Raw genomic sequence first — 15,551 nt, forward strand, 5'->3', positions numbered from 1 at the left:
TCACACTGTTAATGCTTAAAAATCAATTTGTTAAATAGGAAATGGTGACAGGTGACAGTTTTGTTTTTATTTTTTTTATTGTAGAGAGAGATGTCACGTACATATATTATTGTGATAATAATGCTTCATTGTCTGGAAGGAACATCCTAAAGTCTTGTTTTTAATTCTCGCAATCACAGTTGTCATAATCACTGTCGTGATAGCACAAATCTATTATATTTATTCAAAAAAAGATGATTCTTTAAACTTTATTTCTTTACTTTGTTATTTATACAGTGAGACTTATAGCGAATTTAAACTGGAAAGATTATGAAAATAAAGCAGATTTGTATGATGGTGCTGTTTTGGCTGGGAGTGATTCCGGCGGTGCAGGCACAAACTTTCGACAAATTATGGAAAGAAGTAGAGCAGGCACAAAAGAAGAGCTTGCCTAAAACGGTAATCAAATTGATTGACGGAATTTATCAGAAAGGAGAGAAAGAAAAAAACTCCGCTCAAATGCTGAAAGCCTATATGTGGCGGATGAAAACTCAGGAGGTTTTGACTCCCGACAGTTTTTATGTCGGTCTGAAAGGGCTGGAACAATGGGCGAAGCGGACAGACCAACCTATGGATCGTGCTATATTACATTCTTTGATAGCAGGAATCTATGCGGATTATGCTTCCAATAACCAATGGCAACTTCGGCAAAGGACAGAAATCGTAGGTGAAGCCCCTTCCACGGATATGCGCGAATGGACGGCAAATATGTTCGTGGAAAAAGTGCGGACAAATGTAAAGGAAGCGTTGGCAGACTCGGTATTGTTACTCAAAACCTCCTCACGTAGTTACATTCCTTTTGTTGAATTGGGTGAGACTAGCGAATATTATCACCATGATATGTATCATCTGCTGGCTTCCCGTGGCATAGAATCTTTGAATCGGATAGAGGGATTGGAACGCAGCGGCTTCAATGATATCATGCCTTCTCCTGTGAAACAGGATATTATAAAAATCTATGGAGACATGATAGCCGCCTATAAGGCTGCCGGGCTGAAAGAAGGGTATATCTTGACTACACTCAACTATTTGGAATGGAGACGTAATGCGGATAGATACGCGGTTCCATCCAAAATTCAGGAAGGGCTTCCGGGATTGACTGAAGATACGTTCCTGACAGCGTTGAATACATTGAAAAGTAAGTTCGCTTCGAAGCCTGTAAGTGCGGAAGTCTATTTGGCGCAAGCACGCTACGCCATTGAGAAAGAACAGCAAATCAATGCCCTGCAACTCTGTGATGAGGCAATTCGCCTTTATCCGGATTACCACAGGATCAATGCCCTGAAGAATCTTCGGGAAGAGGTTTTAGCGCCTTCGTTGAACGTCAGGGCAGCGAGTCAGGCTTTCCCGGATGAAGACATAAAGCTGAATGTCTCCCATAAGAATCTGGACGGTTTTACCGTACGGCTGTATCAGGCGAAAAAACTGGTGAAAGAGCAGCATTATTCCGTTCTTCGTCCGAAAGATTACCGTACACAAGATACCGTGTTCACGTTCAAGGCTCCCGACCTCGGCTCTTATGTGATGCGTATCGTACCGGATATTCGTGCGAAGAGGGATAGCGAAAGTAACTTCAACGTAACACGTTTCAAAGTGCTGACGTGCCGTCTGCCCGGAAAGCAATATGAAGTGGCGGTATTGGACGGACAGACCGGGTATCCTGTACCCAATGTGAAAATCACCCTGTATAATAATGCAGAGAAAGCGTTGCAGGAATTTACGGCAGGAGAAGACGGCAAAGTCGTATTCCCCTGGAAGTCCGAATACCGGTATCTGAAAGCCTCGAAAGGCATGGATACAGCCATGAAGCTGCAAGGCATCTACGGCGGAAGTTTCGGATATTATGGTGATGAAAACAAGGTGGTTGAAAGTATGACGTTGTTGACCGACCGTTCTCTGTACCGTCCCGGTCAGACAGTGTATGTGAAAGGTATTGCCTATACACAGAATTCGGATACGGCAAACGTGCTTCCGAACAAGAACTACACAGTCGTTTTATTGGACGCAAATAATCAGGAAGTGGGACAGAAATCGGTACGTACCAATGAATTCGGTTCCTTTACTACTGATTTTGCATTGCCTTCGGCCTGTCTGAACGGAATGTTTTCTTTGACGGCAGGAGACGGCAGGACGAATATCCGTGTGGAAGATTATAAACGTCCGACATTCGACATAACTTTTGAAAAGCAAACGGGAAGTTACAAACTTGGCGATGAGGTAAAGGTGAAAGGTAAGGTTCAATCTTATAGCGGCGTGTTGCTCCAAGACCTTCCGGTGAAATATACGGTGAAACGTTCTGTTTACAGTTTCTGGAGAATCTCGGAATCTGCGCAGATTGCTTCCGGCGAGGTGACTGCCGACGGGAATGGGGAATTTACGATACCGGTTCGTCTGGAGGAAAGTGACGTTTATAAGAATAATGATAAGATCTACTATCGTTATTCCGTTGAAGCTACCGCTACCAATGTGGCGGGTGAAACGCAATCGTCTACAGACGTGATTTCAGCGGGTAGCCGTTCGTTGGTTTTGCAGATGGAGTTGCAGGAAAAGACTTGCAAGGACAAGCCGTTCAGCATCGTGTTTAAAGCACAGAATCTGAACGGGCAGCCTGTGGAAGTGAAAGGAAACTATGCCCTGTATTCTGCGAAAGATAAAGATTTTAAAGATTTGGGCGAGAGTCCGGTTGCGACGGGAACATTTACTTCCAATGAGGAGATGACGCTCAACTGGGAGAAGATTCCGTCGGGAGCATATGTACTGAAAGCATCGGTGAAAGATAACCGGGGAAAGGAAGTGACGGCAGATGATAATACCGTTCTTTTCTCCGAAGCAGATAAACGTCCGCCTGTTCAGTCCACCGTATGGTTCTATGCACCAAATACGCAATTTGATGCAACACATCCGGCAGTGTTCTGTTTCGGAACTTCGGAAAAGGATGCTTATGTGATGATGAATGTATTCTGCGGTGATAAGCTGTTGGAAAGCAAGGCGCTGAACTTATCCGATACGATTGTACGTTTTCAGTATCCGTATCGGGACAGTTATGGCGACGGTATCTTCGTGAATTTCTGCATGGTAAGAGACGGACAGGTATATCAGGAACAAGTTCAGGTGAAGAAGCGTTTGCCGGACAAGACATTGACGATGAAGTGGGAGGTGTTCCGTGACAAGTTGCGTCCCGGACAAAAGGAAGAATGGAAACTGACGATTAAGACACCGCAAGGACGAGCAGCCGATGCGGAAATGCTGGCAACAATGTATGATGCCTCGTTGGATAAGATATGGAACCGCCGGCAGGATTTCCAAGTTTACTATAATCAGGTATTACCTTATTCTAGTTGGATGAGCGGGTATTCCGGAAATAATTCGTTCAATTATTGGTGGAATAATAAGTATCTGAAAGTGCCTGCGATGGCATATGACTATTTTGTGATACAGTCAGGTATAGGAAATGTATATGCAATATCCGAGTCGATAGCTGATGGAGTGGTGATTAGAGGAATGGCTACATATAAGAGGGGGATGATGACAGGAAGTGTGACAAGCCGGAGCAATGCGGTAGAACTGAAATATGTGCCGGCTTTAGTTTCCGAAGCTCCTGATGATGTGGAATTTGCGGCTGGTTGGGGACAAACAGGAATAGTGGGTAAATCGGGTACATCCTTCGAGGGAGAATCTCTCCCCGAAGCTCCTGCCGACCTGCGTACGAATCTTGCTGAAACAGCGTTCTTCTATCCGCAACTCCGTACCAACGAGCAAGGAGAGATTTCCTTCTCATTCACCATGCCCGAAAGTCTGACACGCTGGAATTTCCGCGGATATTCCCATACGAAGGGAATGTTGACAGGAACACTGGACGGTGAAGCCATCACCAGTAAGGAATTTATGCTGACTCCTAATCTGCCGCGTTTTGTGCGTGTAGGGGATAAGACCTCCATTGCTGCTTCTATCTCCAACATGACAGGCAAGCCGCAAGCGGGAACAGTAAGCATGATTCTTTTCGACCCGATGACGGAAAAGGTAGTCAGCACACAGAAACAGAAATTCTCTGTTGAAGCGGGAAAGACGATCGGGGTGAACTTCATGTTTGCCGTAAGTGACAAATACGGGATACTGGGATGCCGGATGATAGCCGATAGTGGCACATTCAGTGATGGAGAACAACAACTGCTTCCGGTACTCGGCAACAAAGAGCATCTGGTAGAAACCCTGCCGATGCCTGTACGTGGAGAAGAAACCCGTACTTTCTCTCTCGACAGCCTGTTCAATCAACATAGTAAAACGGCAACCGACCGTAAGCTGACGATTGAGTTTACCGGAAATCCTGCCTGGTATGCTATTCAAGCATTGCCTTCATTGAGCCTTCCGGTCAATAATAATGCTATTTCGTGGGCTACTGCTTATTATGCGAATACATTGGCTTCATATATAATGAATAGCCAGCCGCGTATCAAGGCTGTGTTCGATAGCTGGAAACTTCAAGGTGGTACGAAAGAAACGTTCCTCAGCAATCTGCAAAAGAATCAGGAAGTGAAGAACATCCTGTTGTCCGAATCACCGTGGGTGCTCGAAGCACAGACCGAAGAGCAGCAGAAAGAACGTATCGCTACACTGTTCGATTTGAACAATATCCGCAGCAACAATATCGCTGCCTTGACAAGATTACAGGAATTACAGAGTTCTGACGGTGCGTGGTCATGGTATAAAGGGATGAACGGCAGTAATTATGTCACTGCTTATATTGCGGAACTGAATGCCCGTCTTGCTTTGTTGACTGGCGAGAAGTTGAACGGAACCGCACTAACCTTGCAGACTAATGCCTTGACATATCTCCACCAGTCGGCTTTGGAAGAATACAAGAACATTCTGAAAGCACAGAAAGAAGGAGTGAAGTTCACGGGAGTCTCAAGTGGTATCCTGCAATATCTGTATATCATCGCAATTTCCGGTGAGCAGGTTCCTGCAACGAATAAAGCAGCTTATGCTTATTATCTCTCCAAGGTAAAAGAACTGCTTCCGTCAGCTTCGATGAATACTAAGGCTGTCGCTGCTATCGTACTTGACAAGGCCGGATATAAGAAAGAGGCGCAGGCGTTTGCCGCATCCCTGAAAGAGCATCTGACAAAGACTGATGAGCAGGGTATGTTCTTCGCTTTCAACGAGAATCCTTACACATGGGGCGGAATGAAAATGCAGGCTCATGTGGATGTGATGGAAGCACTGGAATTGATTGGCGGCAATGCGGAGACGGTAGAAGAAATGAAACTCTGGCTGTTGAAGCAGAAGCAGACACAGCAGTGGAACTCTCCGGTAGCTACAGCGGACGCGGTATATGTATTGTTGATGAAAGGCACTGATTTGCTTGACAATCAGGGAGATGTGCGGATTGTGATTGCCGATGAAGTGTTGGAGACGGTTAGTCCGAGTAAGACTACCGTTCCGGGACTGGGATATATCAAACGTTCGTTCACACAGAAGAATGTAGTGGATGCCCGCAAGATTGAAGTGGAAAAGAGAAATCCGGGGATTGCCTGGGGAGCCGTTTATGCGGAATACGAATCACCGGTCAAGGATGTGAAGCAACAAGGAGGTGAGTTGAATGTACAGAAACAACTATATGTGGAACGTATGGTGAATGGTATGCCGCAACTGCAACCGATCACGTCAAAGACAGTGCTTCAAGTGGGCGATAAGGTTGTCTCCCGATTGAGTATCCGTGCAGACCGTGCAATGGACTTCGTACAGTTGAAAGACCAGCGTGGTGCTTGTTTCGAACCCATCGGCAGCGTGTCCGGTTATCGCTGGAATAACGGAATCGGCTACTATGTGGACATCAAGGATGCCGCCACCTACTTCTTCTTTGACCATCTTGGAAAGGGAGTGTATGTACTTGAATATAGTTATCGTGTCAGTCGTGCAGGAACTTACGAAACGGGACTGGCAACGATGCAGTGTGCCTATGCACCGGAATATGCTTCACATTCCGCTTCGATGACGGTAGAAGTGAAATAATTATTTATTAACGGTGAACGTTTGGCGTTCACCGTTAATAATCCTTTCAATCCGACCAATATCTCATCTAAAACACCTACATTTGTGCACCAAAATAAAATGTATCGCATGAAACGTAGTTTACTATCTATATTTTTTCTACTAACTGTCGTTCTGGCAGCCGTTGCCCAACCCCGTATCTCTTCAAATAAAGAGACGCACAACTTCGGACAAATAGAGTGGAAACGTCCGGTGACGGTGGAATATACAATCACTAATACCGGTAACCAGCCGTTGGTACTTACCAATGTCACCACTTCCTGTGCCTGCTCCGTAGCCGACTGGACGAAGGAGCCGATTGCTCCGGGAGCGAAAGGAACGGTAAAGGCTTCTTTTGATGCGAAGGCGCTGGGACGTTTTGAAAAGTCGGTCGGGATATACAGCAATGCCACTCCGAATCTGGTCTACCTGAAGTTTACCGGAGAGGTGGTGCAGGAAGTGAAGGATTATGCAAAGACTCTTCCTTACGCTATCGGAAATATCCGTTTGGATCGTGACGAGTTTGCTTTCCCTGATGTTTATCATGGGCAGCAGCCTTCGTTGACTTTCAGCATAGCCAATTTGTCCGACCGTCCGTACGAACCGGTATTGATGCATTTGCCCCCTTATCTGAAGATGGAAGCGGAACCGAAAGTCCTGCTGAAAGGAAAGAAAGGAACGGTCAAGTTGACGTTGGACGCCAGCCAGTTGAAAGATTACGGATTGACACAGACTTCTGTCTACCTTTCCCGTTTCTCCGGCGACAAGGTGAGCGAAGATAACGAAATTCCTGTTTCAGCCATTCTTCTTCCCGACTTTTCACGTATGACGGCTGCTGATTCTCTGAACGCTCCTGCCATACGTATCTCGGAAACGGATATTGACCTTAGTGTACCGTTGATTAAGAAGAAAAAGGCAAGCTATGACTTATTGATTGCCAATGCGGGTAAAACTCCGCTGATTATTAGTAAATTGCAGGTGTTCAATTCATCGGTGGGAGTGAGCTTGAAGAAAACGGTACTTCCTCCGGATGGAATGACGAAGCTGAAAGTGACGATTCGCAAGCGTGATGTAGGTAATAAGAAACATCATTTACGTATTTTGATGATAACAAACGACCCGATGCGCCCGAAAGTCGAAATCAATATCAAACGCTAAATCTTATTGTCATGGAACATCCTGAAAACGGTGAAGAATACAAAGGACTTGTTGTCAACAAAGGCATCGAGCAACCTTCGTCTGTGAATCCTTACTTGAAACGGAAACCTAAAAAACGCCAGCTTTCGGTAGCTGAGTTTGTGGAAGGTATTACAAAAGGTGATGTCACTATATTGAGTCAGGCCGTGACGCTGGTGGAAAGTGTGAAACCCGAACATCAGGCTGTCGCTCAGGAAGTGATAGAGAAGTGTCTGCCTTATTCCGGCAATTCTATCCGGATAGGTATCAGCGGCGTTCCCGGTGCGGGAAAGAGTACCTCGATAGACGTATTCGGCTTGCACGTACTCGAAAAAGGGGGAAAGTTGGCTGTATTGGCTATCGACCCGAGCAGTGAGCGCAGTAAAGGGAGTATCCTGGGAGACAAGACCCGCATGGAACAGCTTTCTGTACATCCTAAATCATTTATCCGTCCCAGCCCCTCGGCAGGTTCGTTGGGTGGTGTGGCACGCAAGACACGCGAATCGATTGTGCTTTGTGAAGCTGCCGGATTTGATAAGATTTTTGTGGAGACGGTCGGAGTGGGACAGAGTGAAACGGCTGTTCATTCGATGGTGGACTTTTTCCTGCTGATTCAATTGGCCGGGACAGGCGATGAATTGCAAGGTATCAAACGCGGCATCATGGAAATGGCGGACGGTATTGTGATAAACAAGGCCGATGGGGATAATTTGGAACGCGCCAAGTTGGCTGCTTCTCAATTCCGTAATGCACTGCATTTGTTTCCTGCCCCCGAATCGGGCTGGACACCGCAGGTGTTGACCTATTCAGGTTTCTATAATATAGGTGTGAAGGAAGTGTGGGACATGGTTTACGCATACATTGACTTCGTAAAGGAGAACGGTTATTTTGAATATCGCCGTAACGAACAGAGCAAATATTGGATGTATGAAAGCATCAACGAGCAGTTGCGTGACAGTTTCTATCATAATCCGAAGATTGAAGCGATACTTCAGGAAAAGGAACGTCAGGTGCTGAGCGGTAATCTGACTTCATTTGTTGCTGCCAAGAGCTTGCTTGATACTTATTTCGATGATTTATCTTTAATCTAGAGAAAATACGTTAAAAAAATCATTGTTCATACGGGACAATATGCTTTTCGTGTGTATTTATTATAAAGCGAAAAGTATAGACATATGACAAGAATAATTTTTATCGACTAAAATACCTTATGAACAAAACCTTGTTAACCGGTCTTTTGTGCTGCACCCTCACAGCGCAAAGTTTTGCGGGCCAACCATTAGAGGGCTTCATGTATGCTTCGGTGAGTGCCCCGGCAGGAAATGAGTGGGAATCTCCCGAAAATCTGGCATTGAATAAGGAACAGCCCCATGCTTATTTCTTTTCATTCCAGGATGTGGAAAACGCACGTAAAGTGTTGCCTGAGAACAGTAAATTCTGGCAATCGCTTGATGGTGACTGGAAATTCCATTGGGCTCCTGGCCCGGATTCCCGTCCGAAGGATTTTTATCAGACAGATTTTGATGTCACTTCATGGGATGTAATCCCGGTGCCGTCCAGTTGGAATATTTACGGTATTCAGAAGGATGGGAGTCAGAAGTATGGAACACCTATTTATGTCAATCAGCCGGTTATCTTTCAGCATCGTGTGAAGGTGGACGACTGGCGTGGGGGAGTGATGCGCACTCCGCCTGCTAACTGGACTACGTATAAAGCCCGTAATGAAGTGGGGTCGTTCCGCCGCGATTTTGATGTACCGCAGGATTGGGACGGACGGGAAGTCTTCATCAGTTTTGATGGGGTGGATTCTTTCTTCTATCTGTGGATTAATGGTAAGTATGTCGGTTTCTCCAAAAATTCACGCAACACTGCCAACTTTAATGTTACACCGTATCTCCAAAAGGGCAGGAACACGGTAGCTGCCGAAGTGTATCGCAGTTCGGACGCGTCGTTTCTGGAAGCTCAGGATATGTTCCGTTTGCCGGGCATTTTCCGTACGGTAGCTCTGTATTCGGTTCCCAAAGTTCACTTCCGTGACTTGGTTGCTACTCCTGATTTGGATGCGGCTTATACGGACGGTGTTTTGACTATCAATGCCGATATCCGTAATTTGGATAAGAAAGCGGTGAAAAACTATAAAGTATATTATTCATTGTATGCCAACAAACTTTACTCTGATGAGAATACGCTGGTGGATGCTGTTTTGTCTCCCGTAATCGAAAAGATTGAACCGAACGGAACGGGCAGGATTCAGACTGTCTTTCATGTAAAAGCTCCGAATAAATGGTCGGCGGAGTTCCCTTATCGTTATACGCTTGTAGCCGAATTGAAGGATAAGAAGAATAAGACGATTGAAACGGTTTCTACTATTGTAGGGTTCCGTAAGGTGGAAATCAAAGATACGCCTGCATCAGCGGATGAATTCGGGCTTGCAGGACGTTACTACTATATTAACGGAAAAACTGTCAAGCTGAAAGGAGTAAACCGTCACGAGTCCAATCCGGCGGTGGGACATGCCATCACCCGTGAGATGATGGAAAAGGAAATCATGTTGATGAAACGTGCCAATATCAATCATGTGCGTAATTCACATTATCCGGATGATCCTTATTGGTATTTCCTGTGCAATAAGTACGGTATTTATTTGGAAGATGAGGCGAATATTGAATCGCATGAATATTATTATGGTGCTGCCTCCCTCTCTCATCCGGTTGAATGGAAAAATGCGCACGTGGCGCGCGTGATGGAAATGGTGCATGCTAATGTCAATAATCCGTCTATCGTTATCTGGTCATTGGGCAACGAGGCCGGGCCGGGCAAGAATTTTGTGGCTGCTTATGATGCATTGAAGAAGTTCGACTTGTCACGTCCTGTACAGTATGAGCGTAACAATGATATTGTAGATATGGGCTCTAACCAGTATCCGTCCATCGGCTGGGTACGTGGTGCGGTCAAAGGGAAATATGACATCAAATATCCTTTCCATATTTCGGAGTATGCCCATTCGATGGGTAACGCTTGCGGTAATTTGATTGATTATTGGGAAGCTATGGAGTCTACCAACTTCTTCTGTGGCGGTGCCATATGGGATTGGGTAGACCAGTCTATGTACAATTACGACCCGAAGACAGGTACGCGTTATCTGGCTTATGGCGGTGACTTCAGTGATACTCCCAATGACGGACAGTTTGTGATGAACGGAATCGTATTCGGTGATTTGGAACCGAAACCGCAGTATTACGAAGTGAAGAAGGTCTATCAGAATATTGAAGTAAAAGCGGTAGACCTTGAAAAAGGCGTGTTCGAAATCTTCAATAAGTATTATTTCAAGAATCTGGCGGACGACTATTATTTGATGTGGTCGGTTTATGAGGATGGCAAAGCTATTCGGACAACTCTGAAAAAAGACATAAACCTGGCTCCCCGCCAGCGGATGCAAATCTCTCTTCCCTATGACCGTACTGCGTTTAAAAAGGATGCGGAATATTTTGTAAAGGTACAGTTCGTATTGAAAGACCAAAGACCTTGGGCAGGTAAGGACTTCGTGATGGCAGAAGAACAACTGTTGGTTAAGGAAGCCGCAGAACGTCCGTTAATCAGCGAAGTGGCTAACGCTGCCGGAACTCTGAAAACTCACATGACCCCGGATGCGAAGAAAATCGAGATAAAGGGAGAGGGCTTTGACATGAAGTTCGATTTGCAGACCGGAAGTCTTTATTGTCTGAAATATGGCGATGAGACGGTTATAGCGGATGGAAACGGCCCGAAACTGGATGCGCTTCGCGCCTTCACTAACAATGATAACTGGTTCTATGCTCCTTGGTTTGAACATGGCTTGCATAACCTGAGGCATAAGTTGATAGAGTTTACTGCTCGCGAAAAGGGTGATAAAATGGTGTTGAGCTTTACCGTAGAATCTCAGGCACCGAATGCCGCAAGCATCAAAGGTGGAACAAGTTCTGGTAAGAACAGCATTGTGGAACTGACAGACAGGGTGTTTGGTAACAGTGACTTTAAATTTATCACCAATCAGGTGTGGACGGTATATCCGGATGGTTCTGTTGAATTACAGTCCGGCATCACTTCCAATCGTCCCAGTCTGACTCTGCCCCGTCTTGGCTATGTGATGAAAGTTCCTCAACAATATGCTAACTTTACTTATTATGGCCGTGGTCCGGTTGATAACTATGCAGACCGTAAGAGCGGTCAGTTTATCGAGCAACATACTAATACGGTGGCGGGTGAGTTCGTGAATTTCCCGAAACCGCAGGATATGGGCAATCATGAAGATGTCCGTTGGTGTGCGCTGACCAATCAGGAGGGACAGGGAGCTGTGTTTATTGCGACTGACCGTCTTTCTGTTTCAGCACTTCAGTATTCTGCTCTTGATTTGATTTTGGCTTCTCATCCTTATCAGTTACCCGAAGCGGGTGATACTTATTTGCATTTGGATTGCGCGGTTACCGGTTTGGGTGGTAATAGTTGTGGTCAGGGTGGTCCTCTTGTTCAAGACAGGGTGTTTGCCGGGCAGCATAATATGGGCTTTATTATCCGGCCTGCCGGTGGTAAGGACTTGGCGACTATTGCTAATGTTGCACCTGCCGGAGATATTCCTTTGTCCATTACACGTACCCCTGCCGGAATGGTAGAGTTGACATCGGCGAGAAAAGATGCCGTATTCTGCTATACGATTGATGGTAGTAAAAAGGTGCAGGAGTATAAGGAACCTATTCCTCTACGTAATGGTGGTACTGTGAAAGCATGGTATAAGGACAATCAGGAGATTAGTGCTGTAATGAAGTTTGAAAAGATAGAAAGTATCCAGATGCAGGTGGTGTATGCGAGCAGTCAGGAATCTGGTGACGGAGACGCTGCTAACTTGGTTGACGGTGACCCCGGCACGATATGGCATACGATGTATTCGGTGACCGTTGCCAAATATCCACATTGGGTAGACCTTGATGCAGGTGAAGTGAAGGAAATCAAAGGCTTTACATATTTGCCGCGTCAGAATGGAAGTAACGGTAATATCAAGGATTACTCTATTCAAGTCAGCATGGATGGTAAAGAATGGGGAGAACCGGTGAAGAAGGGTAGTTTTGCCAATAATTCAAAGGAGAAGAGAGTGATGTTTGACAAGCCTGTAAAGGCGCGTTATATTCGTTTCACTGCTTTGAGTTCGCAGAACGGGCAGGATTTTGCGTCCGGTGCGGAAATGACAATCCTGGCAAATTAGAATAAAGGTATTTTCCAGGCAAGGATTACGCGGTTCTGATTGAATAAGAACCGCGTAATTCGTACCTGAAATAATGATTGCAGGCTATCACAACTCCCTTCCCGCTTTCTCGAAATCTGCTCTCGACTTACTTTGCGTCACGATATATACTCCTAAGAATACCAGTGCAATGGCAAGTCCTTTCTGCCATCCGAAACTTCCGATTCCCATGATAATGGCAGCAATAGTAGCCACAATCGGCTGCATATAATTATACATGCTGACAACCGTAGGCCGAAGTAGTTTCTGTGCAGTCATAATGCAAAGGTAGGCAAGGAAGCTGCCACCCAATACCACATATAGTACTTGTACAATAGCAATCGTAGAGATAGAAGTCCACTGGATAGTGGAAATATCGTAATAAGAGAACGGTATATAACACATGGAAGCATAAACGAACATCCACTTATTGATAGTCACAGCCGAATATTGCTGGGACAGTCCCTTGAATACGGTTAAATAAATAGAGAAACTGATTTGTGCAACCAGACAAAGTAAGTCGCCAATCAGGCTTCCGTTACCATTACTTCCCGCCTGGCTGCTCAGAATTAGAATAAGTGCCCCCATGGCACCTACGAAAATCCCCAGTACTTTCTTGTTCGTAATCGGCTCTTTCAGATAAATAGCCGCCACAATCATAGTCACAATCGGTAAAGTCGTTGTCACAATCGAAGCATCGATAGGTGAAGTCATAGACAGCCCGAAAATAAACACTCCCTGATTGAACACTAAGGCAAACAGAGAAGCGAAGAATATTTTCAGCATATCCCGATGGTTGACATGTTCCTGCTTGCAAAAAATAGAAAGCAGCCAAAAAGCGGCTGCTGCTCCTACCATACGAAAAGTCGTAACGGAAAGAGCGGAAAATTCCTGAAGGGCTGATTTACCGATAGGAGCCATCAATCCCCACATAACGTTTGCTGTCAATGCGAACAGATGGCCGTGTAGATTTTTACTTTTGTCCATGCTGATAAGATTTGCGATATATTTTTTAATAAGAATAACACACGAAAGGAGAAAACGGTTGCAAAGGTAGTTTTTTATTCTTGTATTTTCTGAATTTGATGAGTTTACTAGCAGCTTTGTCGGATGATTTATTTATATTTGCCTTGATTAAAATAGAATATTATGGAACAGCAGGCTAATTATATACGTCGTATTGAAATCCACGGGCTATGGGAACGCTTTAATATAGGATGGGATTTGCGTCCCGATGTAAATATCCTTTCCGGTATCAACGGAGTGGGGAAGACCACCATTCTGAACCGTTCCGTCGGTTATCTCGAAGAACTCTCCGGCGAAATGAAAAGTGATGAGAAGAACGGAGTGCGCCTGTTCTTCGACAATCCCGAAGCGACCTATATCCCCTATGATGTAATCCGGAGCTACGACCGTCCTCTGATAATGGGCGACTTCACAGCCCGCATGGCAGATAAGAATGTAAAGTCCGAGCTGGACTGGCAACTCTATCTCCTGCAACGCCGCTATCTTGACTACCAAGTCAATATAGGCAATAAAATGATTGAAATGCTTTCCAGTGACGATGAAGAAGAACGCTGTAAAGCAGCCACCTTGTCCATTGTCAAACGCCGTTTCCAGGATATGATTGACGAGCTTTTCAGTTATACACGCAAGAAGATAGACCGCAAACGGAACGACATTGCCTTCTATCAGGACGGTGAACTGCTATTCCCCTACAAACTCTCTTCCGGTGAGAAGCAGATGCTCGTCATTCTGCTGACCGTGCTCGTGCAGGACAATAGTCACTGCGTACTCTTTATGGACGAACCGGAAGCCTCGCTCCACATCGAATGGCAACAAAAGTTGATAGCCATGATACGTGAACTGAACCCGAATGTACAAATCATCCTGACTACTCATTCGCCCGCCGTCATCATGGAAGGCTGGCTGGATGCCGTGACGGAAGTGAGCGATATATCCACTTCGTTGGAGCATGCGTTTGGAAAAGAATGTTCCCCGACGAAACCATAACTTGTAATTAGTAACTTGTAATAATCAGCATGGCAACTTCACTACGAGATAACCTGACTTCTTCATACTTCAACGCAGCCCACAAGCTTTATCCGAAGAAGGCCCGTCGGCGTATCATAGCTTATGTGGAAAGCTATGACGATGTCGCTTTCTGGCGTACACTGCTTGAAGAGTTTGAAGATGACGAGCATTATTTTCAGGTGATGCTTCCTTCGGCCAACTCCCTCGCAAAGGGGAAGAAGATGGTGCTCATGAACACGCTGAATACCGCCGAACTGGGAAGAAGCCTGATAGCCTGCGTAGACAGCGATTATGATTTCCTGCTGCAAGGCACCACCAATACTTCCCGTAAAATCAACCGGAACAAATATATCTTCCAGACTTATACGTATGCCATTGAGAACTACCACTGCTTTGCCGAAAGCCTGCATGAAGTGTGCGTGCAAGCCACATTGAACGATCGCTTCATCTTTGATTTCAATGCCTACCTGAAGAAGTATTCCGAAATCGTATATCCTCTTTTCCTGTGGAATATATGGTTCTATCGCCAACGGGATACCTATACCTTTCCGATGTACGACTTCCACACCTATACTGCCTTGCGTGAGATAAGTCTCAAGCATCCGGAAAAGAGCCTGGAAGCATTACAGCAGCGTGTCAACCAAAAGTTGTCGGAACTGAAGAAGCGTTTCTCCCGTAGCATCAGCCAGGTGAATGCACTACGGGCTGAACTGAGAGAATTGGGCTTGATGCCGGATAATACTTATCTGTATATGCAGGGACATCATGTGATGGACAATGTGGTAATGAAACTTCTCACCCCTGTTTGCACGGTGTTGCGCCGGGAGCGTGAACAGGAGATTAAACGACTGGCCGAACATAATGAACAATTCAAGAACGAACTGACTTGCTATCAGAACAGTCAGGTGAATGTGGAAATAATGTTGAAGAAAAACGTAGCCTACAAGCGGCTTTTCCACTATGACTGGCTGAGGCAGGATATAAGTGAATATTTAGAAAAAGGGAAATAACAAACTAA

The 15,551-nt window shown here is 45.4% G+C and carries 7 protein-coding genes; 6 read left to right on the top strand and 1 reads right to left on the bottom strand.

Going from position 1 to position 15,551, the window contains the following annotated elements; all coding sequences use genetic code 11:
* Positions 1-309 precede the first annotated feature (309 nt).
* The 4 genes from ACGHVY_RS19495 to ACGHVY_RS19510 all read left to right on the top strand — a co-directional run bounded on the left by ACGHVY_RS19495 (position 310) and on the right by ACGHVY_RS19510 (position 12,481).
* Complete coding sequence (locus ACGHVY_RS19495; protein ID WP_390600836.1) at positions 310-6,051, top strand: alpha-2-macroglobulin; 5,742 nt, start codon at positions 310-312, stop codon at positions 6,049-6,051.
* A 108-nt stretch (positions 6,052-6,159) separates the two neighbouring features.
* Positions 6,160-7,227: a DUF1573 domain-containing protein gene (locus ACGHVY_RS19500; RefSeq protein WP_308744695.1), complete on the top strand. Its 1,068-nt coding sequence runs from the start codon at positions 6,160-6,162 to the stop codon at positions 7,225-7,227.
* Between the two features lie 11 nt (positions 7,228-7,238).
* Positions 7,239-8,336 (top strand): methylmalonyl Co-A mutase-associated GTPase MeaB, encoded by a 1,098-nt coding sequence (gene meaB, locus ACGHVY_RS19505; protein ID WP_390600839.1) that lies wholly within the window; start codon positions 7,239-7,241, stop codon positions 8,334-8,336.
* Positions 8,337-8,455: 119 nt separating this feature from the next.
* Positions 8,456-12,481 (top strand): glycoside hydrolase family 2 TIM barrel-domain containing protein, encoded by a 4,026-nt coding sequence (locus ACGHVY_RS19510; RefSeq protein WP_390600841.1) that lies wholly within the window; start codon positions 8,456-8,458, stop codon positions 12,479-12,481.
* Positions 12,482-12,568: 87 nt separating this feature from the next.
* On the opposite strand, the gene ACGHVY_RS19515 is transcribed toward ACGHVY_RS19510, so the two are convergent.
* The gene (locus tag ACGHVY_RS19515) at positions 12,569-13,486 is read right to left on the bottom strand and encodes a DMT family transporter (protein WP_308744692.1); all 918 of its coding nucleotides are present in this window, start codon (positions 13,484-13,486) and stop codon (positions 12,569-12,571) included.
* A gap of 162 nt (positions 13,487-13,648) precedes the next feature.
* Here ACGHVY_RS19515 and ACGHVY_RS19520 point away from each other — a divergent pair, with 162 nt between their 5' ends.
* Both ACGHVY_RS19520 and ACGHVY_RS19525 read left to right on the top strand, forming a co-directional pair.
* Positions 13,649-14,512 (top strand): AAA family ATPase, encoded by an 864-nt coding sequence (locus ACGHVY_RS19520; RefSeq protein WP_390600843.1) that lies wholly within the window; start codon positions 13,649-13,651, stop codon positions 14,510-14,512.
* A gap of 29 nt (positions 14,513-14,541) precedes the next feature.
* A complete protein-coding gene (locus ACGHVY_RS19525; protein ID WP_390600845.1) occupies positions 14,542-15,543 on the top strand; it encodes a DUF4435 domain-containing protein in 1,002 nt (333 codons plus the stop codon).
* The last annotated feature ends 8 nt before the right edge of the window (positions 15,544-15,551 follow it).

The sequence above is a fragment of the Bacteroides sp. f07 genome (assembly GCF_042854785.1).
In the GTDB taxonomy this organism is placed as follows: domain Bacteria; phylum Bacteroidota; class Bacteroidia; order Bacteroidales; family Bacteroidaceae; genus Bacteroides.

Bases quoted from the DNA above. Each gene is read 5' to 3' on its own strand.
- ACGHVY_RS19495 (WP_390600836.1), top strand. From the start codon at position 310: ATGAAAATAAAGCAGATTTGTATGATGGTGCTGTTTTGGCTGGGAGTG.
- ACGHVY_RS19500 (WP_308744695.1), top strand. From the start codon at position 6,160: ATGAAACGTAGTTTACTATCTATATTTTTTCTACTAACTGTCGTTCTG.
- meaB (WP_390600839.1), top strand. From the start codon at position 7,239: ATGGAACATCCTGAAAACGGTGAAGAATACAAAGGACTTGTTGTCAAC.
- ACGHVY_RS19510 (WP_390600841.1), top strand. From the start codon at position 8,456: ATGAACAAAACCTTGTTAACCGGTCTTTTGTGCTGCACCCTCACAGCG.
- ACGHVY_RS19515 (WP_308744692.1), bottom strand. From the start codon at position 13,486: ATGGACAAAAGTAAAAATCTACACGGCCATCTGTTCGCATTGACAGCA.
- ACGHVY_RS19520 (WP_390600843.1), top strand. From the start codon at position 13,649: ATGGAACAGCAGGCTAATTATATACGTCGTATTGAAATCCACGGGCTA.
- ACGHVY_RS19525 (WP_390600845.1), top strand. From the start codon at position 14,542: ATGGCAACTTCACTACGAGATAACCTGACTTCTTCATACTTCAACGCA.